This window comes from Rhizobium sp. BK312, from assembly GCF_014193605.1.
Classification (GTDB): Bacteria; Pseudomonadota; Alphaproteobacteria; order Rhizobiales; family Rhizobiaceae; genus Rhizobium.
This window is the reverse complement of sequence record NZ_JACHZP010000010.1, coordinates 122764-140060: the sequence shown is the minus strand read 5'-3', so window position 1 is coordinate 140060 and position 17297 is coordinate 122764. Positions and strand designations below refer to the sequence as shown.

Genomic DNA, 17297 nt, shown 5'->3' with positions numbered 1-17297 from the left:
TTCCCTAGTTGCTATTTTCTGCACGCTAAGCGACACTGTTATTCCAATTGCGGCGCAGCAATGTTTTCTGAGCAGTTATTTTTCGAAGCGAGAAGAACGTGACGGACATAGAAAAGCGAAAGCTTGCGCAGCTCATCATGACGAAACTGCTGCTGATTTTTGCAGGATTAACGGCCTTCGCGGCAGTCGCTCTTTCGTCAATCAACTGAGAGTCAAAGAAAGCGTGTTTTTGCGGAGAGCTGGATCGCTCATTGCCTATGCAAGGCATCGATCTTCATTGACTATCCCCCATTCGCTGAAGGTTTGATGCCGTCGCCGGTCAGCGTCTTCGGCGCTTTCAGGAAAATTGCGCTCGCGGGGTTGTGGTGGGACGCCCAGAAGGCGGCACACGACCCGCAAAGGTTGGCTGAATTTCAGACGCTACGTGCGTGGAAATCGAGGGCGTTGTGTACACGCCCGCTCTGTGAGGCGCGGACCGAACGACATGAATGACTCGCGCGGTTGCAGACAGCTTCAAGCGCGACCTGCAATGTCTCATATAGGCGTCGTCTGAAATTGCATGCATCATCTCTCGGCCTTGAAAGTGCGGCCGAGATCCGGCCCGGTGCTGAAATAATGTCGAAACACGTAAAACAGCGGGCTCCATCTGCCGGTATCGATGTGATTGGTGTCGCCGATGACAATGTTCTTGTGTGCGTGGACGCGAAGTACCTTTGCTTCGATGATGGAGAAGGCTTCGGCCCGCTCCGGAGGCCATTCCGCACCGGGAGGGTGCGCCGCCACCACCTCCGCCTCGAACTGGATCGGACATTCGGCAATACGCAGAGGCCGCACGAGATCGGCCGGCTGCGGCGTGAAGCCGGCCACATCGAATTTATCGGCCTCGAAACGATAGCCGATTTTTTGCTTATGCGGTGGAACGGGATCGCGACCCGTCGTCGGTGCGATCGCCTCGACCTTCGGCCATAGCTCCGGCGACGGGAAATTCAGCACCAGCTGACGCTCGCGCAGGAGATTTTCCCGGCCCTTGCTGGTCGACGTCAGACCCAGAACGACTCGCTCATATAAAGCCCAAAACGAGGACATCGGCGAGATATTCGTCGTGCCGTCAGGATTGAGGCTTGTAATCAGCACGACGGGAGTGCCGACATAAAGCACGCTGGGCTTGATTTCGATATGTTCGCGATCGCTCTCGGCTGCGTTGAATTCGGCTGTGTTCGTCAACATTGCAAACTCTCCTTTGAGAGTTCCAGTGTAGCCGATGCGGCGCTTGAAATAGTTCGGTCGCGACCGAACTGTTGCCTCAAGGCCGGTACGCCGGCCCGCATTCACTCAGGTAATCACCTGACGGCGCCAATCCGCTTTTCTTTCCGTCGTTTCTGCGCCGAACGCCTGGCCGCCGAGTAAACTCTCCTCAAGGGCAAGCAAAAATTTTGACGGCCAACTTATTCGCGCTCACCCTCAGCTGGCGGCAACACGATCACGGTATCCTCTGCCATAAGCATCCGCCCATCCTGTGCTCGCAATTCCAGCCGCCGCACCGGCAACTTTGTCGCTCTGTCGACCAGCGTCACATGTCGCTCATTGGGCTCGAAGAAGAAATCCTCGCCCCATTGGCGAAGCGCAACCAGCAGCGGAAACAGACCCTGCCCCTTCTGCGTCAGCACATATTCCTGATAGGGGCCGCCATCGGAGGCGGGTATGGTGTCGAGAATACCGTGGGCAACGAGATTGCGCAGGCGGGCCGAGAGGATGTTCTTAGCAAGCCCGAGGCTCTTCTGAAACTCGCCGAACCGGCGAAGCCCGTCAAAAGCGTCGCGGACGATCAGCAGCGACCACCAGTCACCGATCGCATCGAGCGGCCGCGCCACTCCGCACATGGAATCCTTGTGGCTTATTCTCTTGGCCATCCGAGCCTTCCTTCGTTGCTTCCGCTTCGAGAGCGCAAATGCGCGCCTTGAACCTCAGCTCAATATATCGGTTGCAAACTAAAACCACAAGAGATATTGGAATCATGGTTTCAAACTAAAACCACGCTAGGAGAACAACCGTGATTCCTGCCAATGAAACATTTGCCGGCACATTCCCCTTCGCTCCGCGCTTCACCGATGCTGCGGGTTTCCGGATGCATTACGTCGACGAAGGACCGCGTGATGGAGAGGTTATCCTCTGCCTGCACGGGGAGCCGACCTGGGGCTATCTGTTTCGCCATCTGATCTCGACGCTGAGCCACACCCACCGTGTCGTCGTTCCCGACCACATGGGTTTTGGCAAGAGCGAGACGCCGGCCGGCCGTAGTTACTGGCTGCAGGATCATATTGCCAATTTGGAGGCCTTCGTGCTCGCCCTCGGCCTCACAGATATCACCCTCGTCATGCATGATTTCGGCGGCCCCGTGGGCATGGGCCTTGCCGCCCGTCATCCTGAGCGTATCCACCGCATCATCTCGACAAACGGCCCGACGCCCTTTGGCCAGCCTGATAGCGTGGAGCGAGGTGTGGCAAATGCTGCCGTCTCCCCGTGGTTTCAATGGATCATGAAGGCCGAGGCCGACGGCACGCTGGAGCCGGTGCTCAACAATCTCGGCTACAATATTCTCAGCACGCTCAAGCTCAACGGCTTCGAAAACAACGCGATCATCGACGACGTATGGCTCGATGCATATGGCGCTCCTTTTGCCACCGCAGCCGAATGCCTCGGCGCGCTCGGCTGGGCCAAAGGTTTTGCGACCGGCGCCCATCAATTCGAGGTACCCGATGCGGCCGCCGAGCGCATCATCAGTGGCAAGCCGGCGCTCGCCATTTGGGGCGAGGCGGACAGGACGCTGTATGCGGAGCATTTCCTGCCGCTCTTTTCCGCCCGCTTCCCGTCGGCGCCCATCGTGCGCCTCCCAGGCGTCGGCCATTATTGCTTCGAAGATGCGCCGAAGACGATCTCAGGCCTGATCGCGGATTTCCTGCAACGGAGTTAGGCGGCATGATCCAAAAACCAAAGTAAATCGAAACGAAGGAGCGGGAAGGCCTCCCGCTCCGGCGGCCGGCGATATCGCACCGGCGCCGTCTCTTTCATCATAACAGATCTCGCCAAACCACAAGCCGGCCGACACGAAACCAGCAGCTGGCCGATTGACATTCGTTATCGTTGTGACACCGTTCCACCTGGTCGCTTACCCAGCGTTTTGAGGCGAAATGACAGAACAATCGCAAGCCGTTATCACCACAGCCGAAGAGCGCCCGCGCGACGGATGGAACGATCCCGTTCATGGCTCGATCTCCTGGCACACACTGCTCAGCAGCAATATCACCCCCACCGACAGCATGAGCGCCGGCATCGCCGAACTGGCACCCGGCGGCGAATTGAAGCCGCATCGCCACGACCCATCGGAAATCTACTTCATTTTTGAAGGAACCGGCATCGTTCGGATCGACGGCCAGGAAACCACGGTCAAACCAGGCACCGCAATCTTCATCCCCGGCAACGCCGAACACGGCATCCGCAACGAATCATCCGCCAACCTTAAATTCTTCTACGTGTTCCCGACAGGATCTTTCACGGATGTGGTCTATCAGTTTCCGGAGGGTTGAGGCTTTTTTGAGCTGATTGCCAGCGAATCGGCTTGCCGCACCGCGGCCTGTAATAGGGGGAAAAATGGCGGACGGGGGTCAGATCGTACGGTTCTTCTATCTCTGGAAGCGGAAGGCGGATGCGGGTGAGGAATCGCTGTGAACTAGCTTCGCTATTCGGAAACCTTCATAAACAGAGCAACGAGCGGTTCGTTGATGTAGTAATTGTTTCTGCCGCTCTGGTGTTTTGTCAGAAAGTCATGCTCAGCGAGCGTGTCGAGATATTTGGCGGCCGTCTGTCTCGTGATACCGAGCTCATTCTGAACATAATCGATTCGCGTGTATGGGTGCCGAAACAGGTTGTTCAGCAAGTCCTGTGAGTAAAACTTGGGAAGTTCGCCCCTCAGCCTTTTCTTCATCAGGGCCATTTGCACACGAATATTTTCCACAAGATCAAGCGTCGTTCTGGCTGTCTCATCAACCGCCTTGAGCATGTAGATAAGCCAGCCTTCCCATTCACTGGTATCGCGAACATGCTGCAAAAGCCGGTAGTATTCACTCTTTGAATTGTTGATGGCTCTACTGAGATAAAGAATTGGGATCTCGAGCAAGTCCACACGGGTGAGATAAAGCACATTGAGAATTCGCCCTATTCGCCCATTCCCGTCCGGAAACGGATGGATGCTTTCGAACTGATGATGGATCAATGCCATTTTAATCAGCGGATCGAGCGTTGAGAGTTGATCGTCGTTTATGAAACGCTCAAGCCCGCTCATTGCTGAATTGATATCGTGTTGGTCCTGAGGAGGCACGTAAACGATTTCACCCGAGCGGTCATTTCTGAGCGCCGTCCCTGGCGTCTGGCGGAATCCATCTGTGCGTCGCTTGAGGAGCTGGAACATGCCGACAATGGTTGCATTCGTAATCAGGCCATCGGTCCGACGGAGCTTGTCGAAGCCGAATTTTAGGGCATCGCGATATAGCGCGACTTCTTTTGCCGTCGGAGACTCCAGCCCCTCTGGAAACAGATCGGCTTGAAACAACTCGTCCTGGGTGGTGACGATGTTTTCGATCTCCGAGCTCGCTTTTGCCTCTTGCAATGCAAGCGTGTCGATCAGAATTCCCTGATTGGGTATTGCTGCAGCTCGCCCCTTCAATTCAGCGAGGGATCTGCTAGCGGCAGCGAGCGCCTTGAAAACTTCGATGGTCTCCAAGCCATGAAGCGGTGTCAGATCGGGAAGCTATAGGACGGATTTAACATGAGCGACTCGATAAGTTAAAAAAACTCGATTTCTTTAACATGTCCGTCGCAACATGTTAAATCCACGTCCATGGTTGTCAGTGCGGGGTAATCCAAAATTTGAGTTGAATTCCAAGAAAGAGATTCGCCGGACAGCGCCTTCAGCGTGGCCCTGCGATCAATTGTGATCGCAGCCAGCCAAAATAGGCGACGTCTGTCGCAGGCATCAACGTCGTAACTTTATGATAATAAACATGTTTATGGCGGAGAGGGTGGGATTTGAACCCACGATACCCTTGCAGGTATGCCGCATTTCGAGTGCGGTGCATTCGACCACTCTGCCACCTCTCCGGTTATGCTGGTCGGCGCTTGTTCGGCGCGGGCTGTCTCATAGCGACAGACGAGGGGGATGGCAAGGGCGAATATGAAAGCTTTTCATCCTTTTGCCTTGACAGATCAGGGACGCTTATATATCCCGTGCGACGCAATAGGTGTGGATAAGTCCGCGCCTTGCCCGCCCTGCTTCCCGCAGGGTTTCACCGGCAGAACTTTTTGAAGGCTCAAGCCTTTGGAATCCCTGCTAAGTTTCGACTGATAAAAAGACGGCCGCTCGCCCCCATGGCGAGAGAGCCGGAACGAACATGAAAGGATAAAAAATGTTCGCAGTCATCAAGACCGGCGGTAAGCAGTACCGTGTGGCAGCCAACGACGTGCTGACCATCGAGAAGCTCGAAGTCACCGCCGGCGGCACTGTAGAATTCACCGAAGTCCTCGTTATCGGCGAAGGCGCCGACGCTGCGATTGGTGCTCCCTTCGTCAAGGGCGCTTCCGTCAAGGCCGAAGTGGTCGAGCACAACCGCGGCAAGAAGGTCATCGCCTTCAAGAAGCGCCGTCGTCAGAACTCGAAGCGTTCGCGCGGCCATCGCCAGCATCACACGGTCGTCCGCATCACGGACATCGTGGCTGCCAAGTAAGTAACGGGATCAAGGTTTAAAGGAGAACTCCAATGGCACACAAAAAAGCTGGCGGTTCCTCGCGCAACGGTCGCGATTCCGAATCCAAGCGCCTTGGCGTGAAGAAGTTCGGCGGCGAAGCCGTCATCGCAGGCAACATTATCGTGCGTCAGCGCGGCACGCAGTGGCACCCGGGTTCCAACGTTGGCCTCGGCAAGGATCACACGATTTTTGCGCTTACGGCGGGCAACGTGAATTACCGTACGAAGGCCAATGGCCGCGTGTACGTGTCTGTAATGCCGAAAGCGGAAGCAGCGGAATAAGCCGGTAGCGCTCTAAAACAGCCGGCGTCTCATCGACCCGGCTGAGCGCATCAGGTTCAGTCCAGAAAACAGGGGAGATGGGGCGCCATCTCCCCTTTTTCTTTACCCTCAACCAAGGAGGACTGAACCATGCAAGGCGAATTGTTAAGGGAAGACCAATCAAGGTCTCCCGAAGAACGGCTGAGGCCGGACAGGTTAAGGACCGATTGCCCCGTCTTATTGTCGGAAAGGCTCGTTCTGCGCGCCCCCCACGAAGAAGACATCGACGCCCTTGCCCATCTCGCCAACAACGCCAACGTCGCCACTATGGTATCGCGTATGCCGCACCCGTATACGACCAATGATGCCGCCGATTTCGTGCGACGCACGAAGCTTGGCGAGATTGGCAAGTGCGTCTATGCGATTACCAAAGCCGACAACGGCGCCTTTCTCGGTTGCTGCGGGGTGGAACCCACGGGCGATCCGAACACGGTCGAGATCGGTTACTGGCTGGGCGAGCCCCACTGGAACCAGGGCTATACCACGGAAGCGGCCCATGCCCTCATCGACATGGTCTTCCGCACGCGTGAGAACGTGGCGCAGATCGACGCCCGTTGCCGGGTGACGAACGTCGCATCGAGGCGGGTCGTCCAGAAGTGCGGCTTCCAGTTCCAAGGATCAGGCCTTGCCGCATCTCTGGCACTCGGCAGCACAGTTCCGGTCGAATGGTACAGGCTTGACCGCAAGACCTGGATCTCGCTGCGCAGCTGGGGAGGTATGAGATGAACGCTCTCGCCCTCACCCGCCGCGATGCCCGCATCCTGATGCCGGGACCGACGCCGGTCATCCAGACCGGCCGACTGACGCTGCGCCCGCACCGGCTCAGCGATGCCGATATGATTGCGGAATCGCTTTCGGATTTCGCCGTCACCCGCATGCTGGCCCGCGTCCCCGCGCCCTATGACCGGCAGGATGCGCTCGACTGGTTGATCGAGCACACCTCCGGCCTCGGTGTCGATTGGGAGCTCGCCATCACCGAGCAGGATGATGCCCATATCGGCTGCCTCGGCATCGAGCTTCGCCACGGCCGCTGGCACCTCGGTTATTGGCTGAACCGCTTCTACTGGCGGCAAGGCATCATGACCGAAGCGGTCAAGGCTGCGCTCGAACGTTTTGCCCGCCGCATGCCCGAAGTCGCCGTTTATTCCGGCGCCTTCGCCGACAACCCGGCATCCTTGAAGCTGCAGCAGAAGCTCGGCTTCGAGATCACCGGTTGCTCGGAGATCTACAGCTTCGCCCGCAACACCATGGTTCCGCATATCGAAACCGTGCTGAAGCCGGGCGCGCTGCGGCTCTCGCAGGCGGCTTAAGACCCCGAAATTGGCCATCGCCGGCCCGTTCGGCGATGGCCGTCATACCAATCATGCGGTTCCGCCTCTTTATGGCACTGGAACCGCACGATATTCTTTGACCTCAGCCCGAAGCGCCTATATCGAAGGCGACATGACGGGCAAACGCCGCCGGACGTGTCTTTTGGATGCAGAAGGAGCGGCAGACATTGAAAAGAGCGCATAGGCTTTTGTGAATCCCATTCGATCCAAAGGGATGTGCGCCGACACCGGGTGACGGACGTAAGATGAAATTTCTCGACGAAGCAAAGGTCTATATCAAGTCAGGCGACGGCGGCGCGGGGAGCGTCTCCTTCCGCCGCGAGAAATTCATCGAATTCGGCGGCCCGGATGGCGGCGACGGCGGTCGCGGCGGCGATGTCTGGGTCGAGGCCGTCAACGGCCTCAATACGCTGATCGACTTCCGCTACCAGCAGCATTTCAAAGCCACCATCGGCACGCACGGCATGGGCAAGAACCGCGCCGGCGCGAAGGGCGAAGACGTGACGCTGAGGGTGCCTGTCGGCACGCAGATCTTCGAGGAAGATGGCGAAACCCTGATCTGCGACATCACGCAGGAAGGCCAGCGTTTCCGCCTTGCCGCTGGCGGCAATGGCGGCTTCGGCAACGCCTATTTCAAATCCTCGGTCAATCAGGCGCCCGATTGGGCCAATCCCGGCCTGCCGGGCGAAGAAAAGACCATCTGGTTGCGGCTGAAGCTAATCGCCGACGCCGGTCTCGTCGGCCTGCCGAATGCAGGTAAGTCGACCTTTCTTGCAGCCGTCAGCCGCGCCCGGCCGAAGATCGCCAACTATCCGTTCACGACGCTGCACCCCAATCTCGGCGTCGCCACCATCGATGGGCAGGAATTCATTCTCGCCGACATTCCCGGCCTGATCGAGGGCGCCCATGAAGGCGTCGGCATCGGCGACCGCTTCCTCGGCCATGTCGAGCGCACCCGCGTGCTGCTGCATCTGGTTTCCGCACAGGAAGAGAAAGTCGGCAAGGCCTACAAGACCGTGAAGCACGAGCTCGAAGCTTACGGCAACAGCATCCCCGACAAGCCTGAAATCGTCGCTCTCTCGCAGATCGACGTGGTGGACGAAGAAACGCTGAAGAAGAAGACGCGCGAACTGGCGCGGGCCTGTGGCAGAACACCCTTCCAGATTTCCGCCGTCACCGGCCGCGGCATGACGGAAGTGCTGCGCGCGCTGCGCGACGTGATCGTCGAAGCCAATGCCGGCGAAGCGGACAAGCCGGCAAAGACCCCCAAAGTGCGGCATCGCGACATGCAGCTTTCCGACGATGAGGACGCCGACGAGCGTAGCGAAGACGGGGATCATCAGGGATGACTGCCCGCAAGCCGCTCGACCGCTACCGCCGCATCGTCATCAAGATCGGCTCCGCTCTCCTGGTCGATCGCAAGACCGGCTTGAAGAAATCCTGGCTCGACGGCATGTGCGCCGATATCGCCGCACTGAAGGCCAAGGGCATCGATATCCTGGTCGTCTCCTCGGGCGCAATCGCGCTTGGGCGCTCCGTGCTCGACCTGCCCTCCGGTGCGCTGAAGCTGGAAGAAAGCCAGGCGGCGGCGGCCGTCGGCCAGATCTCGCTGGCCCGCGCCTGGTCGGAAAGCCTGTCGCATGACAATATCGTCGCCGGCCAGATCCTGCTGACGCTCGGCGATACCGAAGAGCGCCGCCGTTACCTCAACGCCCGCGCCACCATCAACCAGCTCCTGAAGATCGGCGCTGTGCCGATCATCAACGAGAACGATACGGTCGCGACCAGCGAAATCCGCTATGGCGACAATGACCGCCTCGCGGCCCGCGTCGCAACCATGACCGGCGCCGATCTGCTGGTGCTGCTGTCGGATATCGACGGGCTCTATACAGCCCCGCCGCATCTCGACCCCCAAGCGAAATTCCTCGATACGATCGCCGAAATCACGCCCGAGATCGAAGCCATGGCCGGCGGTGCCGCTTCCGAGCTGTCGCGTGGCGGCATGCGCACCAAGATCGATGCCGGCAAGATCGCAACCGGCGCCGGCTGCGCCATGATTATTGCATCGGGTAAGACGGACCGGCCGCTGAAATCAATCGAAAGCGGCGCCCGCTCCTCCTGGTTTGCGCCATCGGGTACGCCCGTTACCGCCCGCAAGACCTGGATTGCCGGGCAGCTGCAGCCGGCCGGCGAATTGCATGTCGACGATGGCGCCGTGACCGCCCTTGGCGCCGGCAAGAGCCTGCTGCCCGCCGGTGTGCGCCGCGTCGTCGGCCATTTCGGCCGCGGTGACACAGTCGCTGTCATCGGCCCCTCCGGCCGGGAGATCGCCCGCGGCCTTGTCAGCTACGATGCCGAAGAGGCCCGCCAGATCACCGGTCGCAAATCGGCTGAGATCGAGGCGATCCTCGGCTATGCCGGCCGCGCCGCCATGGTGCATCGCGACGACCTTGTCATGACGTCATCCGTCAAGACGAAGGCCGAGAAATCGAAGAAGGATGAAGCTCATGCTTGATACAGTCGCACAAAGCCCCGACATCGACGCGCTGATGAACGATATCGGCCGCAAGGCTCGGGCTGCGTCGCGACCTCTGGCCTTTGCTTCGACCGAGAGCAAGAACAAGGCGTTGAATGCCATGGCGGATGCCATTCTGGCCCGCAAGGATCATATCCTCGCTGAAAACGCCAAAGACCTGAAAGACGTCGAAGGCACCGATATGCTTGCCTCCTTCGTCGATCGCCTGACGCTGAACGACAAGCGCGTCGCCGAGATGGCCGAAGGCATTCGCGCCATCGCTGCCCTCGCCGATCCCGTCGGCGAAGTCATCGCTGCCTGGGACCGCCCGAACGGCCTGAAGATCGAGCGCGTCCGCACGCCGCTTGGCGTCATCGGCGTTATCTTCGAAAGCAGACCGAACGTGACGGCCGACGCCGGCGCGCTGTGCCTCAAGGCCGGCAATGCCGTGATCCTGCGTTGCGGCAGTGATTCGCGCCGCTCCTCGCAGGCGATTCATGAATGCCTGGTCGAAGGGTTGAAGGCGGCAGGCCTGCCGGAACATGCCATCCAGCTCGTGCCTGTCAGCGATCGCGCCGCCGTCGGCGCCATGCTGCGCGGCCTCGAAGGCAATATCGACGTTATCGTGCCGCGCGGCGGCAAGAGCCTCGTTGCCCGCGTCCAGACCGAAGCGCGCGTGCCGGTCTTTGCCCATCTTGAAGGCCTTTGCCACATCTATATCGATGCCTCGGCCGATCTGGACATGGCGGAATCCATCGTCGTCAATGCCAAAATGCGCCGCACGGGCATCTGTGGCGCTGCCGAAACGCTGCTCGTCGACAAGAAGGTCGCCTCCACCCATCTGAAGCCACTGCTCGACGGACTTGCCGCGGCAGGCTGCGAAATTCGCGCTTCGGCCGATGTGCTGAAGCTCGCACCCGGCCTAAAGGCAGCAACGGAAGAAGACTGGACAACGGAATATCTGGCCGCGATCATCTCGGTGGCCTTGGTCGATGGGATTTCCGGCGCAATCGAGCATATCGGTAAATATTCGTCGAACCACACCGAAGCCGTGATTGCCGAGGACCCCGCTATCGTCGAGCGCTTCTTCACGGAGATCGACTCGGCGATCCTGCTGCACAATGCCTCGACGCAATTTGCCGATGGCGGCGAATTCGGCATGGGCGCGGAAATCGGCATCGCTACCGGCAAGATGCATGCGCGCGGGCCTGTTGGCGTCGAGCAGCTCACCTCCTTCAAATATCGCGTTCGCGGCACCGGACAGATACGGCCCTGACGTGCTGAAAGAAGAGGTTGATCAACGCTATCTGCGCATGCCCCATGCCGAGCGCGGCATGGTGGTCGGTCTTTTCGGCGGCTCATTCAACCCGCCGCATGAAGGCCATGCACTCGTCGCCGAGATCGCCATCCGCCGGCTGGGCCTTGATCAGCTCTGGTGGATGGTAACGCCGGGCAACCCGTTGAAGAGCCGCAATCATCTGGCGCCGCTTGCCGAGCGCATCGCGCTTAGCGAGCAGATCCTCCACAATCCGCGTATCAAGGTGACAGCCTTCGAACAGACGCTGGGCATGAGCTACACGGCCAATACGCTGGCGCATGTGAAGGCGCGCAACCGCCATGTTCACTTCATCTGGATCATGGGCGCCGACAGCCTGAATACGTTCCATCGCTGGCAGAAGTGGCAGGAAATCGCGCAAACCTTCCCGATCGCCGTTATCGACCGGCCGGGATCGACGCTCTCCTACCTCTCGGCCAAGATGGCAAAGACTTTCCACTACGCACGCGTCGACGAAGATGATGCTCGCGTACTCTGGAAGAAGCGGGCGCCGGCCTGGACCTTCATCCACGGACCACGCTCAACGCTCAGCTCGACAGCGTTGCGAGCCGCACAATAATCCCATCGATCTTCTGGAATGGTCTGGAAAATAAAAAGCCCGACGCGGGAGGAGGTGCGTCGGGCTTTTGAACCTGATCAGCAACTGGGAGGAGGAGAGTTGCTGATCCATATCGGACGGCATTGGGAGGAGGAGATCGCCGTCTCGATGATTATGTTTTACCAGATTTCGCCGATTGATAAATGGGCGATTGCGCAATGCAGCAATGCATATAACGCATGGCTACGGAAATTTTCTGCCCAAAAAACGCTTCTTTTACAAATTGAGCGCCGCTTGTTTTTCAGTGTCCGGACTGAATTCGGCGAAAGAATGACGCGAGACCCCACGGTTCGTAACGTTATGTCTCGCTTCGTGAGCGTTCGCCAATCCACTGGGCAAAGTCAGTCATGCATTTTTGTAATGCCCAAAGCCGTTCACATGCGCCGCGCCACGGAAAATCCATAGAATTCGTAGGGTTACGCGGCCTTATCGCGATATATTTTTGCGAACACATCCCTAGCCAAGCTTCGTCCGTCGTTATATCTCTCGAAATATGTCGACATCTTTGGGGAGAATTGAAATGACCACCAGCCGACGCCAATGGATCAAGCTTGCAACCGCCGCAGCATCAGCTGCATGGCTCGGCCTTTCGGTCATTCCAACACCGGTGTTCGCCGCCGACAAAATCGTCGTCTTTGCCGCCGCCAGCATGAAGAACGCGCTCGACAACGCCGATGCCGCCTTCACGAAGGAAACCGGCAAAGAGGTTACCGTCTCCTATGCTGCGAGCGGTCCGCTTGCAAAACAGCTTGAAAACGGCGCGCCGGCCGATGTTTTCATCTCCGCCGACACCAACTGGATGGATTATGTCGCTGGCAAGAAGCTGATCAAGGACGACAGCCGCGTCAACCTGCTGGGTAACAAGCTCGTTCTCGTCGCCGCCAAGGACAAGGCGAAGCCGGTCGAGATCAAGCAGGGCTTCGATCTGGCTAGCCTGCTCGGCGACGGTCGCCTGGCGATGGGCCAGCCGGAATCGGTTCCGGCGGGCAAATACGGCAAAACGGCGCTGGAAAAGCTCGGCGTCTGGTCGTCGGTTGAAAAGAAGGTCGCTGGCGCCGAAAGCGTGCGCGCGGCCCTTGCCTTGGTTTCGCGTGGCGAAGCGCCCTATGGTATCGTCTATCAGACCGATGTCTCCGCCGATCCGGGCGTTGCCGTCGTCGGCACCTTCCCCGCCGACAGCCATTCACCGATCGTCTACCCGATCGCCATCACCAGCGGCAGCAAGAACCCGGATGTACAAGCCTATTTCAATTTTCTGAAATCGGCTAAGGCTGTTCCCTTCTTCGAGCATGAGGGCTTCACCATCCTGAAGCCATGAGCGTCATTGCCGCTGATCGGGCAAGGAAGGTTCAATCATCAGGCTCGCCGGTCGTGGCGGGCCCGAGATGTTTAAGGGACGGGATTTGGACGCGTTGGGTTTAAGCAGCGACGAATGGACGGCCATAGAGCTGAGCCTGCGCGTTTCCATTGTCGCCATGCTGGTCAGTCTGCCCTTCGGCATCGGCGCAGCACTTCTGCTTGCGCGTGGCCGCTTTTGGGGCAAGTCAATCCTCAATGGCCTCATTCACCTGCCGCTGATCCTGCCGCCCGTCGTCACCGGCTTCATCCTTCTCATTCTCTTCGGCCGCAAAGGGCCGATCGGATCTTTGCTCGAGCAATATCTCGGCCTCGTCTTCTCCTTTCGCTGGACGGGTGCCGCACTTGCCTGCGGCGTCATGGGCTTTCCGCTGATGGTCCGAAGCATTCGCCTGTCGGTCGAAGCCGTCGACCGCAAGCTGGAGGAAGCCGCCGGCACATTGGGCGCCAGCCCCATCTGGACCTTCGTGACCGTGACGCTGCCGCTGATCCTGCCCGGCGTCATCGCCGGCATGATCCTCTCCTTCGCCAAGGCCATGGGTGAATTCGGCGCCACCATCACCTTCGTCTCCAACATTCCCGGCGAGACACAAACGCTGTCTTCGGCGATCTACACCTTCACGCAGGTTCCAGGCGGCGATGCCGGCGCCATGCGCCTCACCATCGTCGCCATCGTCATTTCCATGGCGGCGCTGCTTGCCTCGGAATTCCTTGCCTATCTCGCCGGCCGCAGGGTGGATTTCGAATGACGCTCTCGGTCGATATCCGCCACCGCCTCGACACCTTTTCGCTGGAGGCTGCATTCACCTCCGATGGCGGCGTGACAGCTCTTTTCGGCCGCTCCGGCTCGGGCAAGACGTCGATCGTCCGCATCATTGCCGGCCTGACGCGCCCTGATCACGGCCATGTCAGCCTTGACGATACCGTGCTCGCCGATACGACCAAGCAGATCTTCGTGCCGCGTCACCGCCGCCGCTTCGGCTATGTCTTTCAAGAGGCACGCCTGTTCCCGCATCTATCCGTGCGGCAGAACCTGAATTACAGCCGCTGGTTCGCACCCAAGAGCGAGCGCGGTGAAAGCTTTGACCGGGTCGTCGATCTGCTCGGCATCGGCGCGTTGCTCGATCGCAGGCCGACCAAACTTTCCGGCGGCGAGAAACAGCGCGTCGCGATCGGCCGTGCCCTGCTCTCTTCGCCGCGGCTCCTGCTGATGGACGAGCCGCTTGCGGCGCTCGATGAAGCCCGCAAGGCGGAAATCCTTCCCTATCTCGAACGGCTGCGCGACGAGACGAAGATCCCGATCATCTATGTCAGCCACTCCATCGCCGAGGTGGCACGCCTTGCCAACCGCGTCGTCGTCATGCGCGACGGCAAGGTCGAGACGATCGGCGCTGCCGTCGACGTCTTTAGCCAGCTCTCCGGCCCGCTTGCGGCGGACCGCCGCGAAGCCGGTGTGCTGCTGGAAGGCCGCGTCGAGGCGATCGACGATCGCCATCATCTGACAGTGGTTGCTCTGAAGACTGCAAAGCTCTTTGTGCCGGGCCAGGCGGCGGCTGTCGGCAAGACCGTGCGCGTCCATATTCCTGCCCGTGACGTCATGCTGGCAACGACGCGGCCGGAGGGCCTGAGCGCCTTGAATATTCTCGATGGCAAAGTGCTGGGAATCGGCACGGCGGCTGACGGGGCGACTGAGATCAAGGTCGATTGCGGCGGCGACATCGTCACTGCCCGCATCACGCAATTCTCGGCCGAAAGACTGGGGCTGCGGATCGGGCTGCCGATCCATGCGGTCATCAAAACCGTGGCGCTCGAACATTAGTCAGGATTTTTTCGCAGAAGCGTCCGCCGAGCTCCGATTGGCTTCGAGCCAGTTCAGGTCGTCGGCTATTGCCGCTCGCAGCGTCATTTCCATACCGCGAAAGCGCCTCAACAACTCCTCGCCGAAGGGCGTCAGGGCAGCGCCGCCACCCTTTTGACCACCACGCTGCGATTCCACGACCGGTTCGCGGAACATGTGATTGAGTTCGCTGATGAGCAGCCAGGCTCGGCGGTAGGACATATCCATGGCACGGCCGGCGGCCGAGATCGAGCCGGTCTCCTGAATATGCTCGAGAAGCTCCATCTTGCCGCGCCCAAGCCGATCCTGCCCCGAAAAGCTGATGCGGAGAATGGGCTTCAACGGTGGCTGCGGAGCATCTGTCATGGTGTCTGTAAGCAGTTGATATCTGCATAATCTATACGTGGCCTTCGTCCGGCTGTACATGCCGACGGAAATGGACAAGCGGTTGAACCGGCCTATCTAATCTTCAAGAAAAACGCATTGGCGCGCGAGTACGGACCGCGCCAGCCTTGAGGTTTGAGAGGAGGAAACCGATGCCGGCCTATATCATTTCCGATGTCACCGTCAGGGATAGCGAAGCCTTCCAGACCTACCGGACGCGCGCGGCTGCCTCTATCGCCCGGTATGGCGGCCACTATCTGGTCCGTGGCGGCCCGATCGAACGACTGGAGGGCGATTGGTCGCCGAATGCGATCGTGATCGTGGAATTTCCGGATGTGGAACGAGCAAGAGCCTGGTACGGGTCGTCGGAATATGCGCATGCTCTCGAGGTCCGCGACCAAGCCCTCAGCCGCAACCTTATTCTTGTCGACGGAGTGCACCAGGCGGGCTGATTTTCGTCTTCGGCATGAATATTCGCCCATATCTGGTGCGAAAGCGCACTATTCAGACACAAATCCTTGTCCCGAATGGCCGAAGTTGCCGGCCTGCGTCTTGAAACCTTAATGCTTTGATGCCTATCTTTGTAACGTGATCGACTCAGATCATTCACGTGCATGTTCTGTTACTCAAGGAAGGAAGAGCACTGACAACAGTACACGCCAAGGGAAGAACGCCTCTCGTTATCCCGAAGAGCTCGGAACGTGGCGCCGATGCCGCTGCCCGCGCCCTGCAAGCCGTCCTCGCAAGCCTCGAGGACTCCAAGGCCGAAAATATCGTCACCATCGACATTGCTGGCAAGTCTGCGCTTGGAGACTACATGGTCGTCGTCTCCGGCCGATCGAGCCGCCATGTCCTGGCGATTGCCGACCATCTCATGACCGATCTCAAGGACGAGGGCTTCGGCAATGCCCGCGTCGAGGGTCTTGATGGCGGCGACTGGGTGTTGATCGACACCGGCGACATCATCGTTCATGTCTTCAGACCCGAGATCCGCGAGTTCTACAACATCGAAAAGATGTGGGCAGCACCCGATCTCGACGAAGGCACGCTGCACTAACGACGCCAGGAACGCTTTCCCGGCTCGGTACGCAGCCTTACATCGCCGGAGATGAGCCTCCGGCAAGAGTTTCGTTTTGTGCCGCCATGACGGCGGATGTGCGTGGGAGCGGGAATGCGGATAGGTCTTTTTGCGGTGGGACGGCTGAAAGCCGGCCCTGAAAAGGATCTTGCGGCCCGCTATCTCGACCGTTTCGCCAAGGCCGGGCCCGCCATCGGCCTGGAAATGGCGCGCATGACCGAGGTTGCAGAAAGCCGCGCCTCCAATAGCGAGACCCGCAAGCGCGAAGAGGCGGGCCTGCTGCAGAAGGCACATCCCGAAGGCGGCGTCCTCATCCTTCTCGACGAACGCGGCAAGGCGCTCGACAGCGGAGCCTTCGCCGCCATGCTCGGGGCATACCGCGATCAGGGCAAGCGCGACCTGACGATCGCCATCGGCGGCGCCGACGGCCTTGACCCCGCCCTCTACGACAAGGCCGACCTGACCATTTGCCTGGGCAAGCTGACTTGGCCGCACCAGCTTGTGCGCATCCTGATTGCCGAACAGCTCTACCGCGCCGTGACAATCCTTTCCGGGCACCCCTACCACCGGGTATGATTGCTCCATCCGTTTTGAAAACAGTTTGGCTTTCGCCGTTTTTGCGTTAACGAAACGCTCACACAGGCGTGTTTTGATTCCCGCCCTAAAAATGACGATGCTTCCTGGATGATCGCGGCAAATCAGCTTATTTTTGCGCGATCCGAAGGGACCAGGCCGAACCGACTG

At 59.3% G+C, this 17297-nt stretch carries 20 protein-coding genes, 1 tRNA gene and 1 pseudogene; 17 read left to right on the top strand and 5 right to left on the bottom strand.

Features of this window, described 5'->3' with window-relative positions:
• Nucleotides 1-564: 564 nt before the first annotated feature.
• Both FHT85_RS25420 and FHT85_RS25415 read right to left on the bottom strand, forming a co-directional pair.
• Nucleotides 565-1227: a flavin reductase family protein gene (locus FHT85_RS25420; RefSeq protein ID WP_112410490.1), complete on the bottom strand. Its 663-nt coding sequence runs from the start codon at nucleotides 1225-1227 to the stop codon at nucleotides 565-567.
• Between the two features lie 218 nt (nucleotides 1228-1445).
• Nucleotides 1446-1910: a winged helix-turn-helix transcriptional regulator gene (locus tag FHT85_RS25415; protein ID WP_112410489.1), complete on the bottom strand. Its 465-nt coding sequence runs from the start codon at nucleotides 1908-1910 to the stop codon at nucleotides 1446-1448.
• 140 nt (nucleotides 1911-2050) lie between these two features.
• Here FHT85_RS25415 and FHT85_RS25410 point away from each other — a divergent pair, with 140 nt between their 5' ends.
• Nucleotides 2051-2971 (top strand): alpha/beta fold hydrolase, encoded by a 921-nt coding sequence (locus tag FHT85_RS25410; RefSeq protein WP_112410488.1) that lies wholly within the window; start codon nucleotides 2051-2053, stop codon nucleotides 2969-2971.
• Between the two features lie 217 nt (nucleotides 2972-3188).
• The gene (locus FHT85_RS25405; RefSeq protein ID WP_112400273.1) at nucleotides 3189-3584 is read left to right on the top strand and encodes a cupin domain-containing protein; all 396 of its coding nucleotides are present in this window, start codon (nucleotides 3189-3191) and stop codon (nucleotides 3582-3584) included.
• Nucleotides 3585-3736: 152 nt separating this feature from the next.
• Here the strand turns inward: FHT85_RS25405 and FHT85_RS25400 are convergent, their stop codons facing one another.
• Nucleotides 3737-4777 (bottom strand): Fic family protein, encoded by a 1041-nt coding sequence (locus tag FHT85_RS25400; protein ID WP_246780089.1) that lies wholly within the window; start codon nucleotides 4775-4777, stop codon nucleotides 3737-3739.
• A gap of 287 nt (nucleotides 4778-5064) precedes the next feature.
• A tRNA-Ser gene (locus FHT85_RS25395) sits at nucleotides 5065-5154 on the bottom strand.
• Between the two features lie 305 nt (nucleotides 5155-5459).
• Between FHT85_RS25395 and rplU the strand changes: the two genes are divergently transcribed.
• From rplU to modC, 12 genes are all read left to right on the top strand, one after another.
• Nucleotides 5460-5777: a 50S ribosomal protein L21 gene (gene rplU / locus FHT85_RS25390; RefSeq protein ID WP_004127263.1), complete on the top strand. Its 318-nt coding sequence runs from the start codon at nucleotides 5460-5462 to the stop codon at nucleotides 5775-5777.
• A 32-nt stretch (nucleotides 5778-5809) separates the two neighbouring features.
• The gene (gene rpmA, locus FHT85_RS25385; protein ID WP_004127267.1) at nucleotides 5810-6079 is read left to right on the top strand and encodes a 50S ribosomal protein L27; all 270 of its coding nucleotides are present in this window, start codon (nucleotides 5810-5812) and stop codon (nucleotides 6077-6079) included.
• A gap of 129 nt (nucleotides 6080-6208) precedes the next feature.
• Nucleotides 6209-6844 carry a GNAT family N-acetyltransferase gene (locus tag FHT85_RS25380; RefSeq protein ID WP_112338652.1) on the top strand — a complete coding sequence of 212 codons (636 nt, stop codon included), beginning with the start codon at nucleotides 6209-6211 and terminating at the stop codon, nucleotides 6842-6844.
• Nucleotides 6841-7428, top strand: a complete 588-nt coding sequence (locus tag FHT85_RS25375) for a GNAT family N-acetyltransferase (protein ID WP_112410486.1) — start codon at nucleotides 6841-6843, stop codon at nucleotides 7426-7428. Before FHT85_RS25380 ends, FHT85_RS25375 begins: the two co-directional genes overlap by 4 nt.
• A 266-nt stretch (nucleotides 7429-7694) precedes the next feature.
• Nucleotides 7695-8798, top strand: coding sequence for a GTPase ObgE (gene obgE / locus FHT85_RS25370; RefSeq protein WP_112400270.1), 1104 nt, complete (start codon nucleotides 7695-7697; stop codon nucleotides 8796-8798).
• Nucleotides 8795-9964: a glutamate 5-kinase gene (proB, locus tag FHT85_RS25365; protein WP_112338648.1), complete on the top strand. Its 1170-nt coding sequence runs from the start codon at nucleotides 8795-8797 to the stop codon at nucleotides 9962-9964. The genes obgE and proB overlap by 4 nt, the downstream gene beginning before the upstream one ends.
• Nucleotides 9957-11240, top strand: coding sequence for a glutamate-5-semialdehyde dehydrogenase (locus tag FHT85_RS25360; RefSeq protein WP_112338665.1), 1284 nt, complete (start codon nucleotides 9957-9959; stop codon nucleotides 11238-11240). Before proB ends, FHT85_RS25360 begins: the two co-directional genes overlap by 8 nt.
• 37 nt (nucleotides 11241-11277) lie before the next feature.
• Nucleotides 11278-11859, top strand: a complete 582-nt coding sequence (locus tag FHT85_RS25355; RefSeq protein ID WP_244441482.1) for a nicotinate-nucleotide adenylyltransferase — start codon at nucleotides 11278-11280, stop codon at nucleotides 11857-11859.
• An 18-nt stretch (nucleotides 11860-11877) separates the two neighbouring features.
• Nucleotides 11878-12303 carry a hypothetical protein gene (locus FHT85_RS25350; RefSeq protein WP_112410485.1) on the top strand — a complete coding sequence of 142 codons (426 nt, stop codon included), beginning with the start codon at nucleotides 11878-11880 and terminating at the stop codon, nucleotides 12301-12303.
• 115 nt (nucleotides 12304-12418) lie between these two features.
• Nucleotides 12419-13216 (top strand): molybdate ABC transporter substrate-binding protein, encoded by a 798-nt coding sequence (gene modA, locus FHT85_RS25345; protein WP_112410484.1) that lies wholly within the window; start codon nucleotides 12419-12421, stop codon nucleotides 13214-13216.
• Between the two features lie 85 nt (nucleotides 13217-13301).
• Complete coding sequence (gene modB, locus FHT85_RS25340) at nucleotides 13302-14003, top strand: molybdate ABC transporter permease subunit (RefSeq protein WP_112338664.1); 702 nt, start codon at nucleotides 13302-13304, stop codon at nucleotides 14001-14003.
• A complete protein-coding gene (gene modC / locus FHT85_RS25335; protein WP_112410483.1) occupies nucleotides 14000-15073 on the top strand; it encodes a molybdenum ABC transporter ATP-binding protein in 1074 nt (357 codons plus the stop codon). Before modB ends, modC begins: the two co-directional genes overlap by 4 nt.
• On the opposite strand, the gene FHT85_RS25330 is transcribed toward modC, so the two are convergent.
• Nucleotides 15074-15457: a winged helix-turn-helix domain-containing protein gene (locus tag FHT85_RS25330; RefSeq protein WP_112338644.1), complete on the bottom strand. Its 384-nt coding sequence runs from the start codon at nucleotides 15455-15457 to the stop codon at nucleotides 15074-15076.
• 170 nt (nucleotides 15458-15627) lie between these two features.
• Here FHT85_RS25330 and FHT85_RS25325 point away from each other — a divergent pair, with 170 nt between their 5' ends.
• The 3 genes and pseudogenes from FHT85_RS25325 (at nucleotide 15628) to rlmH (ending at nucleotide 17129) form a co-directional block, all read left to right on the top strand.
• Nucleotides 15628-15927 carry a DUF1330 domain-containing protein gene (locus FHT85_RS25325; protein WP_112338643.1) on the top strand — a complete coding sequence of 100 codons (300 nt, stop codon included), beginning with the start codon at nucleotides 15628-15630 and terminating at the stop codon, nucleotides 15925-15927.
• A 162-nt stretch (nucleotides 15928-16089) separates the two neighbouring features.
• Nucleotides 16090-16532, top strand: a pseudogene (rsfS, locus tag FHT85_RS25320) (ribosome silencing factor).
• Nucleotides 16533-16646: 114 nt separating this feature from the next.
• A complete protein-coding gene (gene rlmH / locus FHT85_RS25315) occupies nucleotides 16647-17129 on the top strand; it encodes a 23S rRNA (pseudouridine(1915)-N(3))-methyltransferase RlmH (protein ID WP_112410481.1) in 483 nt (160 codons plus the stop codon).
• The last annotated feature ends 168 nt before the right edge of the window (nucleotides 17130-17297 follow it).

What these genes read in the sequence shown, in the direction of transcription:
- FHT85_RS25420 (WP_112410490.1), bottom strand. Translation starts at nt 1,227, where the DNA reads ATGTTGACGAACACAGCCGAATTCAACGCAGCCGAGAGCGATCGCGAA.
- FHT85_RS25415 (WP_112410489.1), bottom strand. Translation starts at nt 1,910, where the DNA reads ATGGCCAAGAGAATAAGCCACAAGGATTCCATGTGCGGAGTGGCGCGG.
- FHT85_RS25405 (WP_112400273.1), top strand. Translation starts at nt 3,189, where the DNA reads ATGACAGAACAATCGCAAGCCGTTATCACCACAGCCGAAGAGCGCCCG.
- rplU (WP_004127263.1), top strand. Translation starts at nt 5,460, where the DNA reads ATGTTCGCAGTCATCAAGACCGGCGGTAAGCAGTACCGTGTGGCAGCC.
- rpmA (WP_004127267.1), top strand. Translation starts at nt 5,810, where the DNA reads ATGGCACACAAAAAAGCTGGCGGTTCCTCGCGCAACGGTCGCGATTCC.
- FHT85_RS25380 (WP_112338652.1), top strand. Translation starts at nt 6,209, where the DNA reads ATGCAAGGCGAATTGTTAAGGGAAGACCAATCAAGGTCTCCCGAAGAA.
- FHT85_RS25375 (WP_112410486.1), top strand. Translation starts at nt 6,841, where the DNA reads ATGAACGCTCTCGCCCTCACCCGCCGCGATGCCCGCATCCTGATGCCG.
- obgE (WP_112400270.1), top strand. Translation starts at nt 7,695, where the DNA reads ATGAAATTTCTCGACGAAGCAAAGGTCTATATCAAGTCAGGCGACGGC.
- proB (WP_112338648.1), top strand. Translation starts at nt 8,795, where the DNA reads ATGACTGCCCGCAAGCCGCTCGACCGCTACCGCCGCATCGTCATCAAG.
- FHT85_RS25360 (WP_112338665.1), top strand. Translation starts at nt 9,957, where the DNA reads ATGCTTGATACAGTCGCACAAAGCCCCGACATCGACGCGCTGATGAAC.
- FHT85_RS25355 (WP_244441482.1), top strand. Translation starts at nt 11,278, where the DNA reads ATGCCCCATGCCGAGCGCGGCATGGTGGTCGGTCTTTTCGGCGGCTCA.
- FHT85_RS25350 (WP_112410485.1), top strand. Translation starts at nt 11,878, where the DNA reads ATGGTCTGGAAAATAAAAAGCCCGACGCGGGAGGAGGTGCGTCGGGCT.
- modA (WP_112410484.1), top strand. Translation starts at nt 12,419, where the DNA reads ATGACCACCAGCCGACGCCAATGGATCAAGCTTGCAACCGCCGCAGCA.
- modC (WP_112410483.1), top strand. Translation starts at nt 14,000, where the DNA reads ATGACGCTCTCGGTCGATATCCGCCACCGCCTCGACACCTTTTCGCTG.
- FHT85_RS25330 (WP_112338644.1), bottom strand. Translation starts at nt 15,457, where the DNA reads ATGACAGATGCTCCGCAGCCACCGTTGAAGCCCATTCTCCGCATCAGC.
- FHT85_RS25325 (WP_112338643.1), top strand. Translation starts at nt 15,628, where the DNA reads ATGCCGGCCTATATCATTTCCGATGTCACCGTCAGGGATAGCGAAGCC.
- rlmH (WP_112410481.1), top strand. Translation starts at nt 16,647, where the DNA reads ATGCGGATAGGTCTTTTTGCGGTGGGACGGCTGAAAGCCGGCCCTGAA.